This is a genomic window from Edwardsiella ictaluri ATCC 33202 (assembly GCF_000264785.1).
GTDB lineage: Bacteria > Pseudomonadota > Gammaproteobacteria > Enterobacterales > Enterobacteriaceae > Edwardsiella > Edwardsiella ictaluri.
In genome coordinates this window covers 1-2,857 of the sequence record NZ_AFJI01000111.1, presented here as the reverse complement: position 1 = coordinate 2,857, position 2,857 = coordinate 1, and the positions used below count along the sequence as shown (strand labels likewise).

The following is a 2,857-nucleotide window of genomic DNA, read 5'->3' as shown; positions in this document are numbered from 1 at the left end:
TGCGGCGCTTGCCGCAGCACAGGGGAATAACGCCCTTGCCGGAGCCGCGGGTGCGGCCACCGGCGAAATCGTCGGCATGCTGGCCACGGAGATATACCAGAAACCGGTCGCTGAGCTCAGCGAAAGCGAGAAACAGACCGCTTCAACACTGGCCACCGTTGCCGCCGGACTGGCCAGTGGTCTGGTGGGCGACGCGGGGGCTTCCGCGCTCGCCGGGGCAGAGTCGGGTAAGACGACGGTGGAGAATAATTTCCTTGGGACAAAATCGTCCAGCAAGCTAGATAAAATTATCGAAAAAATACAGCATGGTGATAAGACGTTAGCGACGGCGAAAGAGTTACTTCAATTAGAAAACGCAGACAAACGGAGTGACATACTTATCACGAAGTTTGTGTCAGATCCTACCCAACTGAATAGCGCTGAACGAAGCGAATTAGCTGGTTATTTGCGTATTTACGCAGCAGAGATGGAGACGGAATATGGTACAGGTGTTGCTCAGGAGCTAGTCAATGGATTGCTTTCAGGGAGCGACTATCTAAAACGAGGCCCAGACTCTGATGTAATGGCTGAGGCGCAAAATATAATGAGGGCATGGGTATATCATAAATCCAATGCGAGTATTGGTGATGCACCGCTGCTGTTTTCTGGCAGTATGCTGGGTATTACAATAAAAGGAGGTATGGCTGTTAATGCGGCGATAGGCATAGGTGTCAACACTGTGGTTCAATTAAGTGGAGACGATCCTTTCAGTTATGTGGATGCAAGTATTGCGGGATTGATATCAGCCGCGACGACAGGAAAAGGTTGGCAGGCTTCCGCAGCCATTAATATGGGTGGGGCCGCCGTTAGCAGTGCACTTAAAGGAGAGGATCCAACTAATGCAGTGATCGGAGCTGGAATTGGTAGTGTGGGTGGTAGTATAGGAGGGAAAACTGTTGACTCATTATCTACAATAACAAATCAAGCAGTAAAGGATGTTATTGGTACAGTTACTGGTTCTACACTTAATGAAGTCACAGGAAAGATAGTGAAAGATGAATTAGATGGAACTAATAACAATGAATAGGTTTAAAAAAGTGGGTGTTGCTTGGTTTCTTTTTCTGATTTTTTATTGTTCGTTTTTGATTTCTTTTATACTGCTTTTATATATATTTGGGATATCAATTGTTCTTTATTTTATCGATGGGAAATTTAGTTTTGAATGGGAGGATCCATTGAGAAAGGGAATTATTGCTGGCTTGACATTGGGTGTGGGGATTTGGATAAAACACAAACTATATGAATACAAAAATAAAAAGTAGTCATTATAGCAACAGCATGCTGTCCAATGTGTGGTAGCAGCCATAGATAGTTATGCTAATAGCATAAGTGGAGAATAATCTGCTGGGTGCAACATCTTCAGACAAGTTTGAGACGGTTATTGAAAAGATCAAAAACAGTGACAAGACTCTCGGAAGTGTAGGTGGTAGCGTTGGAGGTAAAATAGTCACTGATACAGCTGCTGGTATTATTAACAAGACTACAGCTGATATAACCGGTGCTATTGGTGGTTCTGTGATAAGCGGAGTTATCGAAGAGAAGACATTGAGCAAACAGGGAAAAAGATGAGAAAAAATAGCTTAACTAAATTATTAATATTTATTGGATGTAATATTTTTATTTTTTTACCCTCATTTTATTAGGGGAGTTAGTGGCAGTAATTATTATTTATTTCAAAAATGGTTATGTTTTATATGGCTGGAGAGAGAGTATATTTTCCTCACTAAAAAAAGGAGTGATTGTCGGTTTAATTCTTGGATTAGGATTATGGTTCAAAGAGAAACTACAAGAGCGAAAAGATAGAAAAAAGTCAAATCACTAATCTGACAAATTACAGCATGATACAATAATAAAGGAAAGCATGGCTATTAACGTGGCAATAGGGACAGCAGTAAATACCGGGGTTCAACTATAAAAGGAGCTTAAAGCCAGTGTGCTGACCAATGCGGCGATAGGTGTAGGTGTCAACACTGTAGTTCAATTAAGTGGAGATGATCCTTTCAGTTATGTGGATGCGAGTATTGCGGGATTGATATCAGCCTCGACGACAGGAAAAGGTTGGCAGGCTTCCGCAGCCATTAATATGGGTGGGGCCGCCGTTGGCAGTGCACTTAAAGGAGAGGATCCAACTAATGCAGTGATCGGAGCTGGAATTGGTAGTGTGGTGGGGAGTATTGGGGGAAAAGCTATTGATTTATTACCTCCAGTAAAAAATAAAACCGCAAAGAATATTATTGGCGCAACCACTAGTTCTACTCTTACTGAGATGACTGGAGGTGTTGTAAAAGATAACTTAGACCAGAGTAATAATGATGATAATTAAGTTTAAAAAAGTAGGCGCCTCTTGGTTTTTGTTTTTAATTTCTTATTGTGTGCTTTTAATTTCACTCGCGCTATTTTTGTATGTGTTGGTAATGTCAACTATTTTTTACTTAATCAATGGGAAATTTAACTTTGAATGGGAGATGGCATTAGATAGGAGAACTGTTGTTGCTGGTGTGAGTTTAGGTATAGGCCTTTGGCTAAAAGATAAACTATATGAATATAAGAGTAAGAAAGAGAAGACACCACCCTGAAGGGGGCGCAGGTACAGGGGGAGAACGTGGTGGCGAATGTCGGCAATAATCTGACCCTACGCAGTGAACAGGGGGTTGATAGCTATGAGGCCAAGCAATCCAGCTTCAGCGCCGGGGGGAGCATCGGCTTCGGCAATGGCTCTCTGGGTATCGCCGCCAGCCGCGATAAGATGCACAGCGACTATGCCTCGGTGGAGAGCCAGAGCGGCATCTTTGCCGGTACCGGTGGCTTTGATATCACC

6 protein-coding genes and 1 pseudogene are annotated in these 2,857 nt (G+C 43.1%); all 7 read left to right on the top strand.

Annotation, left to right across the window (positions count from 1 at the left end):
* The coding region (locus EIEH_RS16040) for a VENN motif pre-toxin domain-containing protein (protein WP_050977483.1) at nucleotides 1-1,066 on the top strand (1,066 nt) is incomplete at its 5' end.
* Nucleotides 1,059-1,301, top strand: a complete 243-nt coding sequence (locus tag EIEH_RS16035) for a hypothetical protein (RefSeq protein ID WP_035610314.1) — start codon at nucleotides 1,059-1,061, stop codon at nucleotides 1,299-1,301. The genes EIEH_RS16040 and EIEH_RS16035, both read left to right, overlap by 8 nt.
* A 67-nt stretch (nucleotides 1,302-1,368) precedes the next feature.
* On the top strand, nucleotides 1,369-1,608 hold the full coding sequence (locus EIEH_RS19170; protein ID WP_015872539.1) for a hypothetical protein: 240 nt from the start codon (nucleotides 1,369-1,371) through the stop codon (nucleotides 1,606-1,608).
* An 82-nt stretch (nucleotides 1,609-1,690) separates the two neighbouring features.
* Entirely contained in the window at nucleotides 1,691-1,861 is a 171-nt protein-coding gene (locus EIEH_RS19325; RefSeq protein WP_015872538.1) for a hypothetical protein, read from the top strand.
* Nucleotides 1,862-1,972: 111 nt separating this feature from the next.
* The gene (locus tag EIEH_RS18650; protein WP_015872537.1) at nucleotides 1,973-2,362 is read left to right on the top strand and encodes a hypothetical protein; all 390 of its coding nucleotides are present in this window, start codon (nucleotides 1,973-1,975) and stop codon (nucleotides 2,360-2,362) included.
* On the top strand, nucleotides 2,349-2,615 hold the full coding sequence (locus EIEH_RS19165; RefSeq protein WP_035610308.1) for a hypothetical protein: 267 nt from the start codon (nucleotides 2,349-2,351) through the stop codon (nucleotides 2,613-2,615). Before EIEH_RS18650 ends, EIEH_RS19165 begins: the two co-directional genes overlap by 14 nt.
* Nucleotides 2,603-2,857, top strand: a pseudogene (locus EIEH_RS18645) (hemagglutinin repeat-containing protein); the annotation flags it as partial. The gene EIEH_RS19165 and the pseudogene EIEH_RS18645, both read left to right, overlap by 13 nt.